The 23355-nt window shown below is 76.2% G+C and carries 2 protein-coding genes and 1 pseudogene; all 3 read right to left on the bottom strand.

Annotation, left to right across the window (positions count from 1 at the left end):
* Positions 1–5532, bottom strand: a 5532-nt coding sequence (locus tag Aco03nite_RS50815) for an SDR family NAD(P)-dependent oxidoreductase (protein WP_203810171.1), incomplete at its 3' end; no start/stop codon positions are given.
* A 41-nt stretch (positions 5533–5573) separates the two neighbouring features.
* Positions 5574–14555, bottom strand: a pseudogene (locus tag Aco03nite_RS54495) (SDR family NAD(P)-dependent oxidoreductase); the annotation flags it as partial.
* 45 nt (positions 14556–14600) lie between these two features.
* A partial coding sequence (locus tag Aco03nite_RS50805; RefSeq protein WP_203810167.1) for a type I polyketide synthase occupies positions 14601–23355 on the bottom strand: 8755 nt, incomplete at its 5' end.

The raw sequence follows: 23355 nt of genomic DNA, 5'->3' as shown, positions 1-23355 counted from the left end.
CGTGTACGCCACCCGGCCGGAGAACACCGCCGCGCCGTTGCCGGTGCCGACGTAGCCTTCCAGTTCCTCCGGCAGGTCCTGGAGCAGGAGCGCGTAGTCCTGCCCGTTGGTGCCCGCGAACACGCCGGTGCGGGTGCCGCGCAGCGTGGCCGGGTCGATGGCGGACCGCTCGAACAACTCCCAGGTCGTCTCCAACAGCAGGCGCTGCTGTGGATCCATCGCCAGGGCCTCGCGCGGCGAGATGCCGAAGAATCCGGGGTCGAAGTCGGCCGCGCCGTCGAGGAAACCGCCGTACGCCACCCCGGAGCGTCCCTCGCCGAACAGCTGGTCGATGTCCCATCCCCGGTCGTCCGGGAACGGCCCGATGCCGTCGCGGCCGTCGGCCAGCATGTCCCAGAGATCCTCGGGCGACCCGGCTCCGCCGGGGAACCGGCAGGCCATACCGACGATGGCGATGGGCTCGTCGGTCAGGGCCACGGCGGTCGTGGCGACCGGCGCAGCCGCCGAGCCCGCGAGTTCCGCGGCCAGGTGACCGGCGAGACGGTCCGGCGTCGGGTAGTCGAAGATCAGCGTGGCCGGTAGGCGCAGCCCGGTATCGGCGGTGAGCCGGTTGCGCAGCTCGACGGCGGTGAGCGAGTCGAACCCGAGTTCGCTGAACAGCCGGTCCGGCGCGGCGGCCTCGGACGAGGTGTGCCCGAGCACGGCGGCCGCGTGCCGGCGCACCAGGCCCAGCATGGCCCGACGGCGCTCCTCGTCGCTCATCCCCTCCGCCACCACGGCGGGGGCCTCGGTGCGAGCCGGCGCGGCGATCAGGCCGCGCAGCAGCGGGGGCAGCTCGCCGGCGGCCGCCCGGGCGCGCCAGGCCGCCAGGTCGAGCGGGGCAGCGACGACCACGGGCGGCACGACGGTGGTGAGGACCGTGTCGAAGAGCGCGAGGCCCTCCTCGGCGGACATCGGCAGGATGCCGGCGCGCCCGGCGCGAACCTGGTGCGCTTCGCCGAGCGGGGCGGTCATGCCGCTGCGCTCGGCCCACAGGCCCCACTCGACGGCGACCATCGGCCGGCCGGCGGCCGCGCGGCGGGCCGCGTAGGCGTCCAGGAAAGCGTTGGCCGCCGCATAGTTGGCCTGCCCGCCGGCGCCGATGCTGGCGGCCGCCGACGAGAAGACGACGAACGCGGCCAGGTCCAGGTCGGCGGTCAGCTCGTCCAGGTGCCGGACGGCGTCCGCCTTCGGCCGCAGCACCGCGTCGATCTGCTCGTGGGTCATCGCGGTGAGCAGGCCGTCGCAGACCACGCCGGCGCTGTGCACCACGGCGGTGAGCGGCCGGCCGGCCGGCACCTGCTCGAGGCAGGCGCGCAGCTGGTCACGGTCCGCGACGTCGGCCGCGACGATCGACGCCTCAGCGCCGGCCGCGGTCAGCTCGTCGAGGAGCGCGGCCGCGCCGGGCGCCGCCGCCCCACTGCGGCTGACCAGCAGAAGGTGCCTCAGGCCGTGCCGCTGGACCAGGTGCAGAGCGACCAGCCGGCCGATGCCACTGGTGGCGCCGGTGATCAGCACGGTGCCGCCGGGGTCGGGAGCCCGGGTCGCGGCCGGCTCCGGCATGCGGGCCAGCCGCGGCGCGAGGATCCTGCCGCCGCGCAGCGCCAGCTGAGGCTCGCCGGTGGCCAGGGCGGCGGCCAGCACCCGGTCGGAAGCCGCGGTGCCGTCGGTGTCGAGCAGTGTGAGGCGCCCGGGGTGCTCGGACTGCGCCGACCGCAGCAGTCCCCAGACCGCGGCGCCGGCCGGGTCGGCGCCCGCACCGGTCGCGCCCCGCGTGACCACCACCAGCCGGGCCGGTTCCAGGGCGTCCGCGGAGAGCCACGCCTGCACCAGCTCGAGGGCGGCGCCGACGGTGGCCCGCACCGAGCCGGAGCCGGCCGGAGCAACCAGCACGATCTCCGGGACCGCGGCGCCGTCGCGCACGGCGGCGGACAGGCCCGCGAGGTCCGGGAACGCCGGCGTCACCCCGCACACGCCGGTCGCGCCGATCGCAGCCCAGCCGCCGGTGTGCCCGGCCTCCCCGGCCGGCACCTCGGCCCAGTCGACGACGAACAGCGAGTCGCCGCGCCGGTGCCGCACGGGCCGGTCAGCGGTGCCGACCGCCGCCGCCGAGAACACCGGGCGCCCCTCGGCGTCGCGCAGGTCGAGCGCGAACGTGTCGTCACCGGCGGCCGTCAGATGCGCCCGGGCCGCCGTGGCGCCGGCCGTGGCCAGCACCACACCGCGCCAGTGGACGGGCAGGCGCACATGGCCCTCGCCGGCCGGCCGCAGCCGCTCGGCCACCGCAACCGCGGCGGCCAGCAACACGGGGTGGATGCCGAAGCGTGCGGCTTCCGGCAGCCGTTCTGCGGGCAGCGCCACCTCCGACCACAGATCGTTGGCGGCCGCGCCGGAAGGCCCTGACGTGCGGGGCGCGACCGTGCCGGAGGCGTGCTGGGTCCACGTGGCACCGGGCCGGTCGTCGCGCGAGTACACGCCGACCGGCCGCCGACCGGCCTCGTCCGCCGAGCCGAGCAGCACCTGCAGTTGCACGGCGCCGCGCTCGGGCAGCGTGAGCGGCTCCTCGACGGTCAGCTCGGCGAGTTCGTCGCAGCCGGTCTGCCGACCGGCGTGCAGGGCCAGCTCGACGACCGCGGCGGCCGCGGTCAGCGGGTCGGCCAGGGCCGATCCGGCGGCGCCCGCGATACGGCCGGTCAGGACGAGCCCGTCGCCGTCGGCCAGCCCGACGGCGGCGCCGAGCAGCGGGTGGTCGACCGTGCCGACGCCGAGCCGGGTCCCGTCGCCCGTCGCCGAGAACGGGTGCTCGAGCCAGTATCGCTCGCGCTGGAACGCGTACGTGGGCAGCTCCACCGCGCGAGCGCCGGTGCCGTCGAACACCGCCGCCCAGTCCACCCGGATCCCGTTGGTGTGCACCGCCGCGAGCGCCTCGACCAGGCCGTCGCGCTCCGGCCGGTCACGGCGCAGGGTCGGGACCAGCGCGACGCCGGCGCGGTCGGCCGGCACGCAGTCGGCGGCCATCGCGGTCAGCACCGCGTCCGGGCCGAGCTCGACGAGGACAGTCACCTCCCGGTCGAGCAGCAGCGCGATGCCGTCGGCGAAGCGCACCGCCGAGCGGACGTGCCGGACCCAGTAGTCGGCGGTGCCGATGCCACCGAGCCGACCGGTCACGTTGGACACCACCGGGATGCGGGCGGGCTGGTAGTCGAGGCCCGCGGCCACCGCCCGGAAGCCGTCCAGCATCGGATCCATGGCGGCCGAGTGGAAGGCGTGCGCGGTCCGCAGGCGGGTCGCCTTGCGGTCCGGTAGCGCGGCGATCACCGCGGCGACCGCCTCCTCGGTACCGGAGACCACGACCGACCGCGGGCCGTTGACCGCGGCGATCGACACGTCACCGGTCAGCAACGGCGCCACCTCGTCCTCGGCGGCGGCCACCGCCACCATCACGCCGGGGGCCATCGCCTGCATGAGCCGGCCCCGCATGACAACGAGCACGGCCGCGTCGCCGAGCGAGAGGATCCCGGCCACGTGCGCGGCGGCCAGCTCACCGACCGAGTGGCCGAGGACGAAGTCGGGGCGTACCCCCCAGTCCTGCCAGAGGCGGGCCAGCGCGACCTCGAGCGCGAACAGGGCCGGTTGTGCGTACTCGGTGCGGTCCAGCCGGCCGTCGCCGGAGAACAGCGCCTCCCGCACGGACCAGCCGGCGACCGGATCCAGCACGGCGCACACCTCGTCCAGGTGGGCGGCGAAGCGCGGCACCCGCTCGTAGAGGTCGCGACCGGCGGCGACGTGGCGGGTGCCCTGGCCACCGAAGAGAAACGCGGTCCGGCCGTTGCCGGCCACGGTGGCCGGGCGCTCGCCGCGGGCCAGCTCGGCCAGGGCATGCCGGGCCTCGGCCGGGCCGGAGGCGAGCACGGCGGCCCGGTGCCGCTGGGCCGACCGGGTGGTGGCCAGTGACGCCGCGAGGTCGAGCAGACCGTGCTCCGGCGTGCCGAGAAGCCGCACGGCCTGCTCGCGCAGGGCCGGCTCACTGTGGCCGGACAACAGCAGCGGAACGGACCCGGTACCGAACAGGCCGTCCCCCGGAGCCGGCGAGGCGTCCGGCGCGGGCGCCTGCTCGAGGATCACGTGCGCGTTGGTGCCGCTCACCCCGAACGAGGACACACCGGCGCGGCGCGGCCGGTCCAGCTCCGGCCACGGGGTGAGCGTGGTGGGCAGCCGCACCGAGCCGGACGACCAGTCCACGTGCGTGGTGGGCTCGTCCACGTGCAGGGTGGCCGGCACGCTGCCGTGCTGCAGGGCGAGCACCATCTTGATCACACCTGCCACGCCGGCCGCGGCCTGCGTGTGCGCGATGTTCGACTTGACCGAGCCGAGCAGCAGCGGCCGCTCGGGCGAGTGGTGGCGGCCGTAGGTGGCCAGCACGGCGTTGGCCTCGATCGGATCGCCGAGCCGGGTGCCGGTGCCGTGTGCCTCGAGCACGTCGATCTCGTCCGGTCCCAGGGCCGCCGCCGACAGCGCGGCCCGAATGACGCGTTCCTGCGAGGGCCCGTTGGGCGCGGTCAGCCCGTTGCTGGCGCCGTCCTGGTTGACCGCGCTGCCGCGGACGACCGCGAGGACCCGGTGGCCGTTGGCGATCGCGTCGCTGAGCCGTTCGAGCACCAGCACGCCGACGCCCTCGCCCCAGCCGGTGCCGTCGGCCTGGTCGGCGAACGGCTTGCAGCGACCGTCCGGCGCCATGCCACGCTGCTTGCTGAACTCGATGAAGGCGCCCGGCGTCGACATCACCGTGGCGCCGCCGGCCAGCGCCAGCGTGCATTCGCCCTGCCGCAGCGCCTGTGCGGCCAGGTGCAGCGCCACCAGGGAGGACGAGCAGGCGGTGTCGACCGTGATGGCCGGGCCCTCCAGGCCAAGCGTGTACGACACCCTGCCGGACAGGACGCTCGCGGTGTTACCGGTCAGCCGGTGCCCCTCGAGCGACTCGGACTCGTGCGAGGTCATCAGCAGGCGTACGTAGTCCTGGCCGTTGGTGCCGGCGAAGACGCCGATGGGGGTGCCGGCCAGTGCCGACGGGTCCAGGCCGGCCCGCTCCAGCGCCTCCCACGACACCTCGAGCAGCAGCCGCTGCTGCGGGTCCATCGCGATGGCCTCGCGCGGCGAGATACCGAAGAAGCCGGCGTCGAAGTCGGTGGCGCCGGACAGGAACGCGCCCTCGCTGGTGTAGCTGGTGTTCGGCCGGTCCGGGTCCGGGTCGTACAGCGTCTCCAGGTCCCAGCCGCGGTCGGCCGGGAACTCGCCGACCGCGTCGCCGTCGGCCGTGATGAGCCGCCAGAGGTCCTCGGGCGACGACACACCCCCGGCGTAGCGGCAGGCCATGCCGACGATCGCGATCTGCTCGCGTCGCTCCTCCCGCGCCGCCCGCAGCTGGCGCCGGGTGTCCTGCAGGTCCGCCGTGACCCGCTTGAGGTAGTAGCTGAGCTGTTCCTTGTCCACCATTGTCGGTCGTCCCTCCGGGTCGGAAAGCGTGTGCGAGCGGATCAGGAGATCCCGAGTTCCTTCCCGATGAAATTGATCAGTTCCTCGTCGGAGGCGGCCGTCAGGTCGCCGGTGGCGGTCTCCTCCGCGTCGCCGGTCAGCCGCGCGAGCATCGTCTGCAGCCGGCCGGTGACCGCCCGGCGCGCCGGCACCGAGGCCGCGATCGCCGGAAGCCGGTTCTCGAGCTGGTCGAGCAGCGCGGTGGCCGGGCCGGCGGCGCCGTCCGGGCCGGTGTCCGGCGCCAACTCGTCGTGCAGCCGGCGGGCGACGGCCCGGCCGGTCGGGTGGTCGAAGACCAGCGAGACCGGCAGCCGGAGCCCGGTCGCGCGGCCGAGCCGGTTGCGCAGCTCGACGGCCATGATCGAGTCGAGCCCGAACGAGGCGAGCGGTTCGTCGACGGCAAGCCCGTCCGGCGACGGGAAGCCGAGCACCGCGGCCAGGGTGGCCCGGACCAGATCGAGCAGCGCGTCCTCGCGTTCCGGGCCGGTGAGCGCGGCCAGCCGCTCGCGCAGCGCGGCACTGGCGTCCCGGTCGGCGGCACCGTCCTCGGCCTCGGCTCCGGCCAGCGCCCGGCGGGCCGCCGGGACGCCGGTCAGCATCGGCATCGGGCGCAGCGCGGCCAGTCCGCCGGCGAAGCGGTCCCAGTCGATGTCGGCCACCAGCAGGAAGGTCTCGTCGCCGCCGACGGCCCGGTCGAGCAGCTCCAGCGCGGTCTCCGGGTTCATCGCTCGCACGCCGCGGCTGCGCAGCCGGACCTCCACCTGGTCGCGCCCGTCCAGGCTGCCACCACCCCAGGCGCCCCACGCCACCGAGGTGGCCGGCCGGCCGGCCGCGCGCCGCTGCCGGGCGAACGCATCCAGGTAGGCGTTGGCGGCGGTGTAGCCCGCCTGGCCGGTGCTGCCGAAGGTGCCACCGGCCGCCGAGAAGAGCACGAAGGCGTCCAGCGACAGATCCGCCGTCAGTTCGTGCAGGTTTCGCACGGCCGCCACCTTGGCGGCGAAGACCGGGGCGAGCCGGGCAGCGGTGAGCTCGCCGAGCCGGGCGTCGTCGATCACGGCGGCGGCGTGCAGCACCGCAGTGAGCGGCGCGTCGGCGGGCACGGCCGCGAGCAGGCGGGCCAGCGCGGCGCGGTCGGCCATGTCGCAGTCGGCCACGGTCACCCGGCTGCCGAGCTGCCGGACCTCCTCGGCCAGGGCGGGCAGGCCGGGTGCGGCGCTCGCGTGCCGGCTCGCCAGCACGATGTGCGGTGCGCCCTTGCGGGCCAGCCAGCGAGCCAGGTGGCCGCCGAGCGCGCCGGCGCCGCCGGTGACCAGAACCGTTCCGGACGGCTGCCACACGCGGTCGCCCGCAGGCCCGGCGGGCTCCAGCCGGCAGCCGTGGGCCCCTGCCCCACGGACCGCCACCTGGTCCTCCGGTCCACCGAGGACGGACAGCATGCGGGCCAGCACCGCCTCGTCGAGGACCTCCGGCAGGTCGATCAGGCCGCCCCAGCGGTCCGGGTGCTCGAGGGCCGCGGTCCGCCCGAGGCCCCAAACCTGCGCCGCCGCCGGATCGCGTACGGGGTCGGCGGGCCCGGTCGACACCGCGCCGCTGGTGAGGCACCAGAGCGGGGCGGACACCGCGGCATCGCCGAGCGCCTGCACGAGCGTGAGCGTGGCCGTGGCACCGGCCGCGGCGCCCTCGGCCGAGAGCTCCGGCGAGTCGCCGAGGCCGAGCAGTGACAGCACCCCGGTCGCCGGCGCGGCTCCGGCCGCGGTCCGCAGGCGCAGGGCCAGCTTCTCCCGGTCGGCGCCGGAGCACTCCACCGTCGTCACCGTGGCGCCGGCGCCGGTCAGGGCGGCCAGGACCGGGTGCTCGCCGAGGCCCTCCGGCACGACGGCCAGCCAGGCGTCCCTCGGTGCGGCCCGCCCGGCGATCGCCGGCCAGGCAACCGTGTAGCGCCATGAAACCGGCTCGTCCGCGCCCGCGACCGGGGTCTCCAGCCAGTAACGACGGCGCTGGAACGGATAAGTGGGCAGGTCGGCCCGGCGGGCGCCGGTGCCGGCGTACAGCACGGCCCAGTCCACGTCCACGCCCTGCACGTACGCCTGTGCGGCCGAGGTGAGGAAGCGGCGCAGCCCGCCGCTGTCCCGCCGCAGGGTCGAGACGATCACCGGCTCCCGCTCCGGCCGCCCGGGCGCCGCGTCCAGGTTCTCCTGGATCGACATCGTCAGCAGCGGGTGCGCGCTGACCTCGACATACGTGCTGAACCCGGCGGCGTCCAGGGAACGCATCGCGCCTTGGAAGTCGACCGTCTCGCGGATGTTGCGGTACCAGTACCGGCTGTCCATCGTCGTCAGGTCCAGCTCGGCACCGGTCACCGTCGAGTAGAGCGGGACGCTCCCGGCCCGCGGAGCGACCGGGGCCAGGTCGGCCAGCAGGCGGTCGCGGAGCACGTCGACCTGCGCGGAGTGCCCGGCCGTGTCCACCCCGGGGATGCGCCGGGCGCGGATACCCTCCGCCGCGCACTCGGCCACGAGTTCGTCGCACGCCCGGGGGTCGCCGGCCACCGCGCAGGACGCCGGGCCGTTCACCGCGGCCACCGACAGCCGGTCGCCCCACCGGGTCAGGCAGGCGGCCGCCTCCTCGGCCGGCAGCAGCAGCGAAGCCATGCCGCCGCGCCCGGTCAGCTCCAGCCAGGCCAGGCTGCGCAGGGCCACGATGCGGGCCGCGGCGGCCAGCGTGAGGCCACCGGCCACATACGCGGCGGCGATCTCACCCTGCGAGTGCCCGACCACCGCGGCGGGCTCCACACCGTACGACCGCCAGAGCGCGGCCAGCGAAACCATCATCGTGAACAGCGCGGGCTGTTTGACGTCGACCCGGTCCAGCGGCAGCTCGGACTCGCCCGTGAGCACCTCCAGGACGGACCAGCCGGTGAAAACCCGCAGGGCCGCGTCGCACGCCTCGGCCTCCGCTCGGAAGGCCGGCGCGGTGGCCAGCAGCTCGCGCCCCATGGCGGGCCACTCGGCACCCTGACCGGGGAAGACGAAGACGGGACGGCTGTCGCCGGCGGCCACGCCCCGTACGGCCTCGGCCTCGTCTCCGTCGCCCTCGCCGAACAGGACCGCCCGGTGGGCGAAGGTCGAGCGGCCATGCACCAGCGAATAGCCGGCGTCGACCGGGTGGAGCCCCGGATCCGCCGTGAAGCGAGCGCGCATCCGCTCGATCGACTCGTCCAGTGCCGGCTCGGAGCGGGCCGAGAGCACCAGCGGAACGACCGGGGGCACGACCCGGGCGGCCGCGGCCGGCGCGTCGTGCGGCGGCTCCTCGATGATCACATGTGCGTTGGTCCCGCTGATGCCGAACGAGGAGACCGCGCCGCGCCGGGTCCGCTCGCCCCGCTGCCACGGCTGTTCCGCGGTGAGCAGTGCGACGGCCGACGACTCCCAGTCCACGTACGGCGTCGGCGAGTCGACGTGCAGGGTGCGTGGCAGGGTTCCGTGGCGCAGCGCCAGCACCAGCTTCATCACCCCGGCCACGCCGGCGGCGGCAGCGGTGTGGCCGATGTTCGACTTGACCGAGCCCAGCCACAGCGGACGGTCACGGTCGCGGCCGTAGCTGGCGAGCAGGGCCTGACCCTCGATCGGGTCGCCCAGCCTCGTTCCGGTGCCGTGTGCCTCGACCACGTCGATGTCGTCGCCGGTGACGCCGGAGCCGGCCCACGCCTGCCGGATGACCCGTTCCTGGGAGGGCCCGTTCGGCGCGGTCAGGCCGTTGCTCGCGCCGTCCTGGTTGACGGCGCTGCCCCGGATCAGCGCGAGCACCGGGTGGCCGTGCCGGCGGGCGTCGGAGAGCCGCTCGACCAGCAGCATGCCGGCCCCCTCGGACATGCCCATGCCGTCGGCGGCCGCGGCGAACGGCTTGCACCGGCCGTCCGCGGCCAGCACACCCTGCCGGCTCAGCCCGGTGAAGCCGCCGGTCGAGGCCATCACGGCGGCGCCGCCGGCCAGCGCCAGGTCGCATTCGCCGCGGCGTAGCGCCTCGGCGGCCAGGTGCAGCGAGACCAGCGAGGAGGAGCACGCGGTGTCGACCGTGAGCGAGGGGCCTTCGAGTCCGAGCGCGTAGGACACCCGGCCCGACATCACGCTGGTGAACACGCCGGTCATCAGGTGCGCCTCGAGACGCTCGCTCGGCTGGGTGGCGGCACCGTAGAACGAGTACATGCCGCCGACGTAGACACCGGTACGGCTGCCGCGCAGCGTGGCCGGGTCGATGCCGGCCCGCTCCACGGCCTCCCACGAGGTCTCCAGCACCAGGCGCTGCTGCGGGTCCATCGCGAGGGCCTCCCGCGGCGAGATGCCGAAGAAGGCCGGGTCGAAGTCGCCCGCGTCGTGCAGGAAGCCGCCCTCGCGGGCGTACGTGCGCCCGGCCCGGTCCGGGTCCGGGTCGTAGAGCTGGGCCAGATTCCAGCCGCGGTCGGCCGGGAACGGCGTGATCGCGTCCCCGCCCTCGGCCAGCAGCTGCCAGAACTCCTCGGGGGTGCGGACACCGCCCGGGTACCGGCAGCCCATCCCGACGATCGCGATCGGCTCGTCGGCGCGGGCCGTCGCGGCGGTGACCGCCACCGCGCCGTCCGCGTTAGTCACCCGGCCGAGCAGGTGACGGGCCAGCGTACGGGCGGAGGGGTGGTCGAAGACCAGCGTGGCGGGCAGGCCGAGGCCGGTGGCGGCGGAGAGCCTGTTGCGCAGTTCCACCGCGGCGAGCGAGTCGAAGCCCAGCTCGCGGAACGCCCGGTCGGCCTCGATCGCGGCGGCGCCGGCGTGGCCGAGCACGACGGCCGCCTCCGCCCGGACGAGCTCGAGCACGACCCGCTCGCGTCCCTTCCCGGGCACCTGCTCGAGCCGGGCCGCCAGGGCCGACGATCCGGCGTCCCCCGTCGCGCGGGCTCCGTCGAGGGCCCGTCGGGCCTCCTGGATCTCCCGGATCAGCGGGCTGGGCCGGGCCATCGTGAACACCGGCGCCGCGCGGTCCCACTCGACGTGGGTGACCACGAGGTATGTCTCGTCCGCGGCCATGGCCCGGTCGAGCAGGTCGAGGGCGAGATCCGGGTCGAGCGCGGGGAAGCCGCGGGTCCGCAGCCGCTCGGCGACGTCCGCGGCCATGCCGGCACCCCAGGATCCCCACGCGATCGAGGTGCCCGGGAGTCCGCGCTGCCGGCGCTGCCGGGCCAGCGCGTCCAGGTGTGCGTTGGCCGCGGCGTAGTTGCCCTGCCCCGCCGCCCCGAAGCTGCCGGCCACCGACGAGAACAGCACGAACGCGTCGAGCGGCCGGTCCGCGGTGAGCTCGTCGAGGTGGCGGGCGCCGTCCACTTTGGGCCCCCGGACGGCGGCGAACCGCTCCGGGGTGAGCGTCTCCAGCATGCTGTCGGCCAGGACACCGGCGGCGTGCACCACCGCGGTGAGGCCGGGCAGGGTGTCCAGCAGCGCGGCCACCTGTTCCCGGTCGGCGACGTCGCAGGCCACCACGTCGGCGCGGGTGCCGAGAGCCGTCAGCTCGGCGGCGAGTTCGGCCGCGCCGGGCGCCGCGGGGCCGCGCAGGCCGGCCAGCACGAGGTGCGGCACGCCACGGGCGGCCAGCCGGCGGGCCAGGTGGGCGCCGAGCAGGCCGGTGCCGCCGGTGATCAGCACCGTGCCCCGCGGCCGCCACCCGGCCGCCTCGGCGAGCGGCTTACGGACCAACCGGCGCACCAGCGCCCCGCTGTCACGGACCGCGATCTCGTCCTCGCCGTGCTGCCCGGCGCCGGCGAGGAGCGCGACGAGCCGGGCCACCGCGAGGTCGTCCGGGTCGGCCGGCAGGTCGATCAGGCCGCCCCATCGGCGCGGGTGTTCCAGCGCGGCGACTCTGCCGACCCCGCACACCTCGGCCTGGGCCGCGTTCACCAGCGGGTCCTCGGGTCCGGTCGAGACAGCGCCCGAGGTGACGCACCACAGCGGCGCGCCGGCGCCACTGTCCCCCAGCTCGCGCAGGAGCGCGGCGGTGGCCGCGGCCGCGTCGTCACCGGCCGTACCGGCCAGGAACAGCGCCCCGGCCAGGCCGTCCGGAACCGCCTCGCCCGGCGCGCTCAGGTGCGGCTCCAGGCCGGCCGCCCGCAGGGCCGCCGCCACCCGGGTGACCAGCGGGCCGGCCGGATCGCCGGCGACCAGCCAGCGGCCGGGCGCCGGGGCCGCCGCACCGATCGCCAGCGGCCGCCACGCGATCGTGTAGCTCCAGTCCTCGTGTGCCGCGCCTGTGGCCGGCGCGGCCGGTCCGGCCGGTGCGTCCAGCCAGTACCGCTCGCGCTGGAAGGCGTACGTGGGCAGGTCGACCCGGCTCGGCGGGGCCGCGGTGAGCAGTTCCTCCCACCGCACGCCGGCGCCGTGCACGTACGCCTCCGCCGCCGCGGTGAGCACGCGCGCCCGACCGCCCTCCTGACGGCGCAGCGTGCCGATCGCGATCGCGCCCGGTACGGCCGGGCTGTCGTCGATGATCTCCTGGATACCGACCGTCACCACCGGGTGCGGGCTCACCTCGATCAGGCAGGTGATGCCCTCGGCCAGAAGCCCGCGCACCACCGGCTCGAAGCGGACCGGCTCGCGCAGGTTGCGGAACCAGTAACCGGCGTCCAGCGCGGTGCCGTCGATCGGCTCGCCGAGGACCGTGGAGTGGAAGGGGATCCGCGCCGGGCCGGGCCGGATCCCCTCGGCCGCCGCGAGCACCTCGTCGCGCACCCGGTCGACGTGCGGCGAGTGGGAGGCGTAGTCCACCTCGATCCGGCGGTTGCGCACGCCGTCGGCGTCCAGCGTCGCGCGGAGCTCGTCGAGGGCCTGCGCGGCACCGGACACGACGACCGAGGACGGCCCGTTCACCGCCGCCACCGACAGCCGGCCGGCCCAGGATGCGAGCCGGGCGCCGATCTCGTGCTCCGGCAGCGCCACCGACACCATGCCGCCCTCGCCGGCCAGGCTCAGCAGCGCCCGGCTGCGCCGCGCGACGATCCGGGCACCGTCCGCCAGGGAGAGCGCGCCGGCCACGCACGCCGCCGCGATCTCGCCCTGCGAGTGGCCGGCCACTGCCGCGGGCTCCACGCCGAGCGAGCGCCACATCCGCGCGAGCGAGACCATCACCGCCCACAGCGCCGGCTGAACGACGTCCACCCGGGCCAGCGCGTCCGGATCGCCGAGCACCTCGGCGAGGTCCCAGTCGACGTGTGCGGCCAGGGCCGCGCCGCACTCGGCCAGGGCCGCCGCGAAGACCGGCGAGGTGGCGGAGAGCTCACCCGCCATGCCGGCCCATTGCGAGCCCTGGCCGGGGAAGACGAAGGCGACGCGCGGCTCGGCGACGGCCCGGCCCAGGACGACCCCGGCGGCGCTCCGGCCGGCGGCCAGTGCGCCGACGCCGGCCCGCAGCGCGTCCGCGGTGTCGCCGAGCACCACCGCGCGGTACTCGAACCGGGCCCGGGTGGTCAGCAGCGCATGGGCCACGTCGACCGGGTCGCCGGCCACGGACGGCAGGCGCCCGGCCTGGGCCCGCAGCGCGGCCGGGGACCTGGCCGAGACGACCCATGGCACCCACGGCACCGGGCCGGACGGCTCGGATGGCTCGGATGGCTCGGACGGGGGCGCCTGCTCGACGACCACGTGCGCGTTCGTACCGCTCACGCCGAACGCCGATACGGCCGCGCGGCGCGGCCGTCCGGTGCCCGGCCACGGCACCGGCTCGCCGAGCAGCCGCACCCGCCCGGATTCCCAGTCCACCTGCGAGCTGGGCCGGTCCAGGTGCAGGGTGCGCGGAAGTACGCCGTACCGCATCGCCATGATCATCTTGATCAGGCCACCGACACCGGCCGCGGCCTGGGTGTGCCCGAGGTTCGACTTGAGCGAACCCAGCCACAGCGGCTCGTCCCGCTCCTGGCCGTAGGTGGCGAGCAGCGCCTGCGCCTCGATCGGGTCACCCAGCGGGGTGCCGGTGCCGTGCCCCTCCACCGCGTCCACGTCGGACGGCAGCAGGCGGGCGTCGGCCAGCGCCGCGCGGATGACCCGCTGCTGCGCGGGACCGCTCGGCGCGGTCAGGCCGCTGGAGGCGCCGTCCTGGTTGACGGCCGAGCCGCGGATCACCGCGAGCACCGGATGCCCGTTGCGCCGCGCGTCGGAGAGCCGCTCCAGCAGGAGCATGCCGGCGCCCTCGGACCAGCCGGTGCCGTCCGCGCCGTCGGCGTACGACTTGCAGCGGCCGTCCGGCGCCAGACCGCGCTGCCGGCTGAACTCGACGAACGCCGCCGGTGAGGACATCACCGTGACACCACCGGCCAGGGCGAGCGAGCACTCGCCCGAGCGCAGGGCCCGCGCGGCCAGGTGCACCGCGACCAGCGACGACGAGCAGGCGGTGTCGACGCTGACCGCGGGGCCCTCGAAGCCGAACGTGTAGGCGATCCGGCCCGACGCGACGCTGGCCGAGCTGCCGTTGCCGACGTACCCCTCGAAGCCGTCCGGGGCCCGGTGCAGCCGGGTGGCGTAGTCGTTGTACATGATCCCGACGAACGTGCCGACCGGCGCGCCGCGCAGCGGGCCGGGGTCGATGCCGGCCCGTTCCAGGGCCTCCCAGGAGATCTCGAGGAGCAGGCGCTGCTGCGGGTCCACGGCGAGCGCCTCGCGCGGGCTGATGCCGAAGAAGCCCGGGTCGAAGTCGGCCGCCTGGTAGAGGAAGCCGCCCTGCCGCGTGTACGAGGTGCCGGCCCGGTCAGGGTCCGGATCGTAGAGCGACTCGAGGTCCCAGCCGCGGTCGCCGGGGAAGCCGCCGACGGCGTCCCGGCCCTCGTCGACGAGCTGCCACAGGTCCTCCGGTGCCCAGACGTCACCCGGGTAGCGGCAGGCCATACCGACGACCGCGATCGGCTCGTGCGACTGCTCGACCAGCTGCCGGTTGCGCCGGCGCAGCCGGTCGGCTTCCTTCAGCGAGTCCCGCAGCGCCTGGATGACGCGCTGCTCGTCGTGCTGGGTCATCGACTCCCCCTAGTCCCGGCCGTGCTGGTCGTGACGCGCCAGCTTGATCAGGTCGTCCAGTTCCATCTCGTCGACCGCGTGCGGCCCGGCCGCCGGCGGGACCGGTGCCACCGCGGCGTCGTCGCCGGTGTCCTCTCCGCCGCCTCCGGCCAGGCGCACCAGCACGTCCAGCAGGCCGGCGTCGCGCAGCCGGTCGAGCGGGATCGCGTTGATGGCCCGGCGCAGTTCGGCGTCGGCGTCGTCCGGCTCGGTCGCGGTCACCAACAGCCCGGCCAGGTGCCGCGCGAGCACCTCGACGCTCGGGTGGTCGAACAGCGCCGTGGCGGGCAGCCGGAGCCCGGTGCGCGCGCCGAGCCGGTTGCGCAGCTCCACAGCGGTCAGCGAGTCGAGGCCCAGCTCCAGGAAGCCGCGGCCGACTGCGACGTCGGCGGTCGTGGCGTGGCCCAGCACGTCGGCCACCTCCCGCCGCAGCAGCCCGCGCAGGATGCCCTCACGCTCGTCCGCGGTGGCGGAGGCCAGGCGGTCGCGCAGATCGCTCTCGGGCTCGGGCTCGGGCCCGGGCGGTGCGGCCGGGGCCGCCAGCACCAGGCCGAGCAGCAGCGGCCGCAGCGTGCCGGCCCGGGCCTGCGCGGCCAGTGCCGCCCGGTCCAGGTCGACAGCGGCCAGCACGGGCTCGTCGGCGCCGGCCGCGGCGTCGAAGAGCGCCAGCGCCTCGCCGGCCGACAGCGCACCGATGCCGAAGCGGGCCATCCGGCGCCGGTCGCCGTCGTCGAGCCGGCCGCCGAGGCCGCCGCCGTCCGCCCACAGGCCCCAGGCCACGGCGTTGGCCGGCAACCCGGCCGCACGCCGGTCCAGCGCCAGCTGGTTGAGTGCGGCGTTGGCGGCCGCGTAGTTCGCCTGCCCCGGACCGCCGAACAAGCTGGTGGTCGACGAGAACAGGACGAAGGCGTCCAGCGGCCGGTCGAGGGTCAGCTCGTGCAGGTGGCGTGCCCCGGTCACCTTGGGGCCCAGCACGGCGTCCAGGCGCTCGCCGGTCAGCCCCGCCAGGACGCCGTCGTCGAGCACGGCGGCCAGGTGCACCACGGCGGTCAGCGGGTGCTCGACCGGGATCCCGTCGAGCACCCGGGCCAGGCCCTCGCGGTCGGTGACGTCGCAGGCGGCGACCGTCACGGTGACGTCCGGCCGGCCGAGGTCCGGTGCCGGGCCGCCATGCCTGCTCAGCAGCAGCAGATGCCGCACGCCACGCTCGACCAGGTGCCGGGCGACGGTCACGCCGAGGGCGCCGGTGCCGCCGGTGACGAGCACGGTGCCGTCGGCCCGCCACGGCAGCGGCTCGGGCCGCCCGGTGGCGGCCTCGATGCGCGGGGCGTGCAGCACTCCGTGCCGTACGGTCAGCTCCGGTTCCCCGGTGGCCGCGGCGGCACCGGCGAGGGCCGGATCGTCCGCGGTGAGCAGCACGAAGCGCCCGGGATGCTCGGCCTGGGCCGAGCGCACGAGCCCGCGGACGGCCGCGGCGCCGAGCGAGTCCCGGGTGGTCCCGGTGACCACGACCAGCCGTGACCGCGCATACCGGTCGTCACGCACCCAGCTCCGCACCGCGTCCAGCGCCTCGTGCACGTCGTCGCAGGGCAGCGCGATCAGCTCGGGCACCGCCTCGGGCAGCGCGCCGAGACGCTGCACCACGGTGGCCGGTGCGGTCGCGGGCCCGGCGGCGACGGCCCGGTCGGTCAGCCGGAACAGCGACTCCCCCTCGGCGCGCCGTGCGTCGCGCAGCTGCCGGGCCGACGCCGCGCGCATGAGCAGCGCGTCCACCGAGAACACCAGGTTGCCGACGTCGTCGGTGGCGACGATCGTGAGAGCACCGTCGGGCCGCTGCGAGAGCCGCGCCCGTACCGCCACTGCACCGCTCGCCGCCAGCCGCACACCCTGCCAGACGAACGGCAGCCCGGCCTCCGGGCGAATCAGGGCCGAGGCGTGCAGGACGGCGTCCAGCAGCGCGGGATGCACGCCGAACCGGCCGGCCGTCACGGCCAGCTCGTCCGGCAGCCGCACCTCGGCGTGTACGTCGTCGCCGTGCCGCCAGGCCGCGCGCAGCCCCTGGAAGGCGGGGCCGTAGCCGAAACCGTGCTCGGTCAGCAGGGGGTAGAACGCGGTGAGGTCGACCGGTTCGCCGCCGGCCGGTTCCGCGGCCGCCACGGTCTCGCCCGCGCCGGTGTCCATCCGCCCACCGGCATACCGGATCCAGTCGGCGCCCCGCCGTGCGTACACGCTGAACGTCCGCTCGCCGCCGTCCTCGGCCGGGCCGACGGTGACCTGGATCGGCACCCCGCCCTCCGCCGGCAGCACCAGCGGCGATTCGAGGGTCAGCTCGGCGAGCCGGGTGCAGCCCACCTCACGGGCGGCGCGCAGGGCGTACTCGACGAAGACGGCGCCGGGCACCAGTGCCGTGCCCATGATGGTGTGGTCGCCCAGCCAGCCCTGCCGGTCGCGGGACAACCGGCCGGTCAGCAGGTGCCCGCCGGAGCCCGGCAGCGCGACCACGGCGCCCAGCAACGGGTGCCCGGCCGCGGCGAGCCCGGCCTCGGTGACGTCGCCGGCGGCGGCCTGGCCGGCGAGCCAGAAACGGCGGTGCTGGAACGCGTACGGGGGAAGTTCGACCGCCGCGGGCCGGGAGTGACCGAAGACCGCGTCCCAGTCGACCGGTACGCCGTGCGCGTACGCCTCGGCCACCGCCGTCAGCACCGAACCTCCCTCCTCGCGGTCGCGCCGCAGCACCGGGACGAAGACGCCGTCGGCGCAGTCGCGGCCCATCGCGCTCAGCACGCCGTCCGGCCCGATCTCCAGGTACGTGGTGGATCCGCGCTCGTGCAGGTCGCGCACGGCCCCGGCGAACCGGACCGGGCGCAGCACCTGGTCGATCCAGTACCGCGGGGTGGCCACCTCGCCGGTGACCAGGCCGCCGGTCACCGTGGACACGAAGTCGACGGCCGGTGGCGCGAAGTCCAGCCCGTGCACGACCTCGGCGAACGCGTCGAGCATCGGCACCATCCGCGGCGAGTGGAAGGCATGGCTGACCCGCAGCCGCTTGACGCGGTAGGCGGCGAAACGACGGAGAACCTCGTCCTCGTCGCCGGAGACGACCACGGCGTTCGGCCCGTTGACCGCGGCGAGGGCCACCCGGTCGTCGAGCAACGGCCGGATCTCCTCCTCGCTCGCCTCGACCGCCGCCATCGCGCCGCCGGGCGGGAGGGCCTGCATCAGCCGTCCACGCGCGGTCACCAGCGTGGCCGCGTCGGCCAGGGAGAGCACCCCGGCCACGTGGGCCGCCGCGATCTCGCCGACCGAGTGCCCGGCGACCAGGTCGGGCCGGATCCCCCACGACTCGAGCAGACGGGCGAGGGCCACCTCGACGGCGAACAGCGCCGGCTGCGCGTTGCCCGTACGGTCGAGCTGGTCCTGGTCGTCGCCGAACAGCACGTCCCGGACGCCGAGCAATCCGAGCACCTCGTCCAGCGCCGTACGGAAGGCGGGGAACAGCTGGTGGAGCTCGCGGCCCATACCGGCCCGCTGGGCGCCCTGCCCGGTGAACAGGAACGCCGTCCGGCCGCCCGCGGCACCCCGCACGATCCCGGGCGGTTGTTCGCCGGCGGCGACGGCGTGCAGTGCACGGCGCAGGTCGCCCGCGTCACCGGTGGCCAGTACGACGGCGCGGTGCTCGAGCGCGGGACGCCGGGTGAGGGCGTGGCCCAGTGCGGTCACCGGCACGTCCGGCAGGGCGGCCAGCCGGGTCGCCTGCTCACGCAGCGCGGCCGGGGTGTGCGCCGAGAGCACGACCGGGACGACCGGCAGCTCGGCGGCGGCCGGCACGGGCTCCTCGGCCGGCGCCTGTTCCAGGATCACGTGTGCGTTGGTGCCGCTGATCCCGAAGCTCGACACCCCGGCCCGCCGCGGCCTGCCGGTGGCCGGCCACGGCACGGCCTCGGTGGCCAGCCGCACCGCACCGGCCGACCAGTCCACTTGCGACGACGGCTCGCCGGCGTGCAGGGAGCGCGGCACGATGCCGTGCCGCATCGCCTGCACCATCTTGATGACGCCGGCCACGCCCGCGGCGGCCTGCGTGTGCCCGATGTTCGACTTGACCGAGCCGAGCCACAACGACTCCTCCCGGTCCTGGCCGTACGTGGCGAGCAGCGCCTGCGCCTCGATCGGGTCGCCCAGGCGGGTGCCGGTGCCGTGACCCTCCACCGCGTCGACGTCGGCCGCCCGCAGCCCCGCGCCGGCGAGGGCCTGGCGGATGACGCGCTGTTGCGAGGGCCCGTTCGGGGCGGTCAGGCCGTTGGAGGCGCCGTCCTGGTTCACGGCCGAGCCGCGCACCACCGCCAGCACCCGGTGCCCGTTGCGGCGGGCGTCGCTCAGCTTCTCCAGCACCAGCACGCCGACGCCCTCGGACCAGCCGGTGCCGTCGGCCGTGTCCGCGTACGACTTGCACCGGCCGTCCGTTGCGAGGCCGCGCTGCCGGGCGAACTCGACGAACACACCCGGCGTCGCCATCACCGTGACTCCGCCGGCCAGCGCCAGCGTGCACTCGCCCTGCCGCAGCGCCTGCCCGGCCAGGTGCAACGCCACCAACGACGACGAGCACGCCGTGTCGACAGTCACCGCGGGGCCCTCGAGCCCGAACGTGTACGCGATCCGGCCTGTGGCGATGCTGCCGGCGCTGCCGTTGCCCAGGTAACCCTCGAGGTCCTCGGGCACGGCCGGCAGCCGGGACGCGTAGTCGTGGTACATGACGCCGGCGAACACGCCCGTGCGGCTGCCCCGCAGCGTCGCCGGGTCGATGCCGGCCCGGTCGAACGCCTCCCACGATGTCTCCAGCAGCAGCCGCTGCTGCGGATCCATCGCGAGGGCCTCGCGTGGCGAGATGCCGAAGAACCCGGCGTCGAAGTCGGCGGCGTCGTGGAGGAAGCCGCCTTCGCGGGCGTACGTCGTGCCCGGCCGGGACGCGTCGGGGTCGTACAGGCCGTCGAGATCCCAGCCGCGGTCGACGGGGAATCGGGAGACGCCCTCGGCGCCGTCCGCCACCATCCGCCACAGGTCCTCGGGTGAGCGGACGTCGCCCGGGTAGCGGCAGGCCATGCCGACGATCGCGATGGGCTCACCGCTGTCGGCGGCCGGAGCCGGCGCCGGCTCGGCGACCGGCCGTGCACCGCCGAGGAAGTCGGCGAGCGCCCGCGGCGTCGGATGGTCGAAGGTCAGTGTGGCCGGCAGCGACCGGCCGGTCGCGGCGCGCAGGCGGTTGCGCAGCTCGACCGCGGTCAGCGAGTCGAAGCCCAGCTCGCTGAAGGCCCGGCCGGCCGGCACGGCGTCCGGCGTGCGGTGCCCGAGCACCTCGGCGACCTCTGCGCGGACCAGGTCGAGCAGGTCACCGGCCGGCTCGGCCGGCGGCCGTGCGGCCGGGGCCGGCGGCTTCGGCACGATCCGGCCGAGCCGCGGCGAGAGCCGCCCCTGCCGGGCCGCGTCGCGCAGCGCGGCCCGGTCCAGGCCGGCCGCGACGACCTCCGGTTCACCGGCGCCGAGCGCGGCGTCGAAGCGGGCCAGCGCGTCGTCGGTGGGGAGCGGGACCAGGCCCCGGCGGCCCATCCGGGTCAGGTCGGCGTCGCCGAGCCCGGCGGTGATCGCGCTGCGCTCCGACCAGATGCCCCACCCGATCGAGACGGCCGGGCGGGCCGTCGCGCGCCGGTGCTCGGCCAGGCCGTCGAGGTAGCCGTTGGCGGCACCGTAGGCGGCCTGCCCGGGTGAGCCGACCGCGGCCGTGATCGACGAGAAGAGCACGAACATCTCGGCCTCGGTGACCAGCTCGTGCAGGTGCCACGCGCCGTCCACCTTGGCACGCAGTACACCGGCGACCCGGTCGGCGGTCAGCGACTCCAGCACGCCGTCGTCGCGGACCCCGGCGGCGTGCACCACCACCCGGACCGGCCCGATCCCGGCCAGCAGCCGGGCGAGCGCGTCGCGGTCGGCCACGTCGCAGGCCCGCACCCGGACGCGGCCGGCCAGGTCGCCCTCGAGATCGGGCGGGGCGCCACCAGTCCGGCTCACCAGCACGACGTCCCGCGCGTCCCAGCGCTCGACGAGATGCCGCGCGAGGGCCCGGCCGAGCGTGCCGGTGCCGCCGGTGACCAGGACCGTTCCGGAGCCGTCCCACGCCGGGGAGGCGCCCGGCCCGGCCGGCACCAGGCGGGGCGCGAACAACTCGCCGTCACGGACCCGGATCTCGGGCTCGCCCGTACCGGCCGCACGGGCGAGGTCGTCCGGGCCGCCGCCGTCGACCAGCACGATCCGGTCCGGGTGCTCCTGCTGGACGCAGCGGGTCAGTCCGCGCACCGCCGCACCGGCCCAGCCGTCCGTCCAGACGGCCACCGTGCGGTCGTCGCCGGCCAGCCGGTCACGCAGACCGGTCACGGCGTCCCACACCACGGCGTGCACGTCGCCCGGCGTGCCCGTGACGGCGCGGAAGTCGAGGACCTCCACGTCCGCGAGTGGTGTGCCCGGGCCGGGCACGGGTTCCCACACGGTGTGCAGCAGACCGGCCGCGCGGCCCGCCGGCATCGGCCGGACGGTCACCCCGCGCGCGCTCAGCACGAGGGTGCCGACCTCGTCGGTGGCAGTCATCGCGAGTGTGTCCGATCCGGTCGGCGTCAGGCGCACCCGCAGGACGGTGGCTCCCGGCACCCGTACCCGTACGCCGGACCAGCTGAACGGCAGGCGGGGCCGGCCGGTCTCGCCGAGCGCCCAGGCGTGCAGCGCGGCGTCGAGCAGAGCCGGGTGTGCGAGGTAGCCGCCGGCCTCGCCGGGCAGCTCCACCTCGGTGTACACCTCGGACTCGCGCCGCCACGCGGTCCGCAGCCCCTGGAAGAGCGGCCCATAGGCGAAACCGGCGTCAGCGAGCCGCTGGTAGGCGTCGGTCAGGTCGACCGGCTCCGCCCCGGCCGGCGGCCACTCCGGTGGTGACCCGGCCGCGTCCGGTTCGCCATCGGCCGGGCCGAGCAGTCCGGTGGCGTGCCGGGTCCAGTCGCCGTCCGCCACGTCCCGGGCGTAGACGGTGACCGGCTGGCGGCCGCCGGCGTCGCTCGGCGCGACCACGACCTGGACGGTGAGCGCGCCCCGCTCGGGTACGACCATCGGCTCGTGCAGCACCATCTCGTCGACCTGCGCGCGACCGGTCTCAGCGGCGGCGTGCAGCAGCAACTCCAGGATCACCGTGCCGGCCACGGTGACCCGGTCGCCGATGACGTGGTCGGCGAGCCAGCGGTGCTCGGCGACCGACAGGCGGCCGGTCAGCGTCACGCCGTCGGAGTCCGGCGCGGCCACGACCGCGCTCAGCAACGGGTGCCGGGCCGCACCGAGACCGGCGGCGGCCAGCTCGGCGGGGGCGGTGCGGGTATCGAGCCAGTAGCGGCGGTGCTCGAACGGGTAGGTGGGGAGGTCGGCGATCAGCGCGCCCGGGCCGGCGAGCGCGGCGTCCCAATCGACCCGGACGCCGCACAGGTGCACGGCGGCCAGCGCGGCGAGCAGCCGGCCCGGATCGCCCTCGCCGCGGCGCATCACCGGGTGCGCCCCCTCGGTGACGGCGCTGAGCGCGCGGTCGGGGCCGATCTCGAGAAACGTGTCCACACCGGATGCCGCCACCGCGTCGGCGAAGCGGACCGGCTCGCGCACCTGCCGGACCCAGTAGGCCGGCTCGTCCACGGGCGGGTTGCCGGCGAACGGGATGGCCGGCGCATGGAACTCGAGCTCGCCGACCACGTCGGCGAGCTCGCCGAGCACGGGCTCCATCAACGCCGAGTGGAACGCGTGGCTGACCCGCAGGCGGCGCGACCGGAAGCCCTCCGCGGCGGCCAGCACGGCGTCCTCGGCGCCGGAGAGCACCACCGACCGGGGACCGTTGACCGCGGCGAGCTGCACCCGCTCGGACAGGCGCGGCGTCACCTCGGCCTCGCTGGCCTGCACGGCGACCATCGCGCCACCGGGTGGCAGGGCCTGCATGAGGCCGGCCCGGGCGCCGGTCAACCGGCAGGCGTCCGCCAGCGACAGCACGCCGGCCACGTGCGCGGCCGCGATCTCGCCGACCGAGTGACCGATCAGCACGTCCGGTACCACGCCCCACGACTCCAGCAGCCGGTAGAGGGCGACCTCGAAGGCGAACAGCGCCGGCTGGGCAACGGCCGTCCGGTCCAGGTCGCCGTCGAGGTCCAGCCGCGCGGCGATCTCGTCCCACGCCGCGGCGAAGACCGGGAAGCTCTCGTGCAGCGCGCGGCCCATGCCGGGCCACTGCGAGCCCTGACCGCTGAAAAGCATGCCCAGACGGCCGTCGCCGGCGGTGACCCCGACGGCCGGGCGCTCCAGGCCCGCGAGGAGCGTCGCGGGGTCAGCGGCGGCCACCACGGCACCGAAGCCGAGGGTGGGGCGGGCCAGGCTGGTGCGGGCGATGCCGGCGAGCGGGACGTCCGGCCGGGAGGCGACGTACGCCCGCAGCCGCTCGGCCTGCCGGGCGACCGCCTCTGCGGTGCGGCCGGAGAGCACCACCGGAACGGCGCCGTGCGGCTCGGACGGGGCCGGGGTCTCCGCCGGCGGCTGTTCGAGGATGACGTGCGCGTTCGTGCCGCTGATCCCGAACGCGGACACACCGGCCCGCCGCGTGCGCAGGGTGTCCGGCCACGGTACGGCCTCCGCGACCACTTCGATCGCGCCGGAGGACCAGTCG

The organism is Actinoplanes couchii (assembly GCF_016862075.1).
GTDB classification, from domain to species: Bacteria; Actinomycetota; Actinomycetes; order Mycobacteriales; family Micromonosporaceae; genus Actinoplanes; species Actinoplanes couchii.
Note: the sequence above shows the minus strand (reverse complement) of the source record. Positions and strands in the feature narration are given on the sequence as shown.